The sequence below is a fragment of the Burkholderia sp. SIMBA_062 genome (genome assembly GCF_046534765.1).
Lineage (GTDB): Bacteria > Pseudomonadota > Gammaproteobacteria > Burkholderiales > Burkholderiaceae > Burkholderia > Burkholderia ambifaria.
Genome location: NZ_JAWRYD010000631.1, coordinates 1 through 235, shown reverse-complemented (window position 1 = coordinate 235; position 235 = coordinate 1). Strand labels below are relative to the sequence as shown.

The 235-nt window shown below is 59.6% G+C and carries 1 protein-coding gene; it reads right to left on the bottom strand.

The window, feature by feature from the left end:
• A partial coding sequence (locus SB786_RS37710; protein ID WP_410731774.1) for a DUF1302 family protein occupies positions 1 to 210 on the bottom strand: 210 nt, incomplete at its 3' end.
• Between the last annotated feature and the right edge of the window lie 25 nt (positions 211 to 235).

The window sequence follows — 235 nt, the reverse complement described above, 5'->3', positions numbered from 1 at the left end:
GGTATCACCGCGAGCGCCGTCCAGGTTCGAAGGTTCCGGCTGGCCGATTGCGACAAAGGTCTGCCCGGTGGTGTTGAGTGGCATATTGGTCCGGTAGTTGACTTCGGCACCGATACTGACGGACTTATAAACGCCGTTCCAGGTCAGACCGTACAACTCGATATCCTTGGCGTACACAGCCCGGGCATAGGGCGCGGTAGGGGAGCTCACGATGACTTGGTTGGCCCAGCTGGCA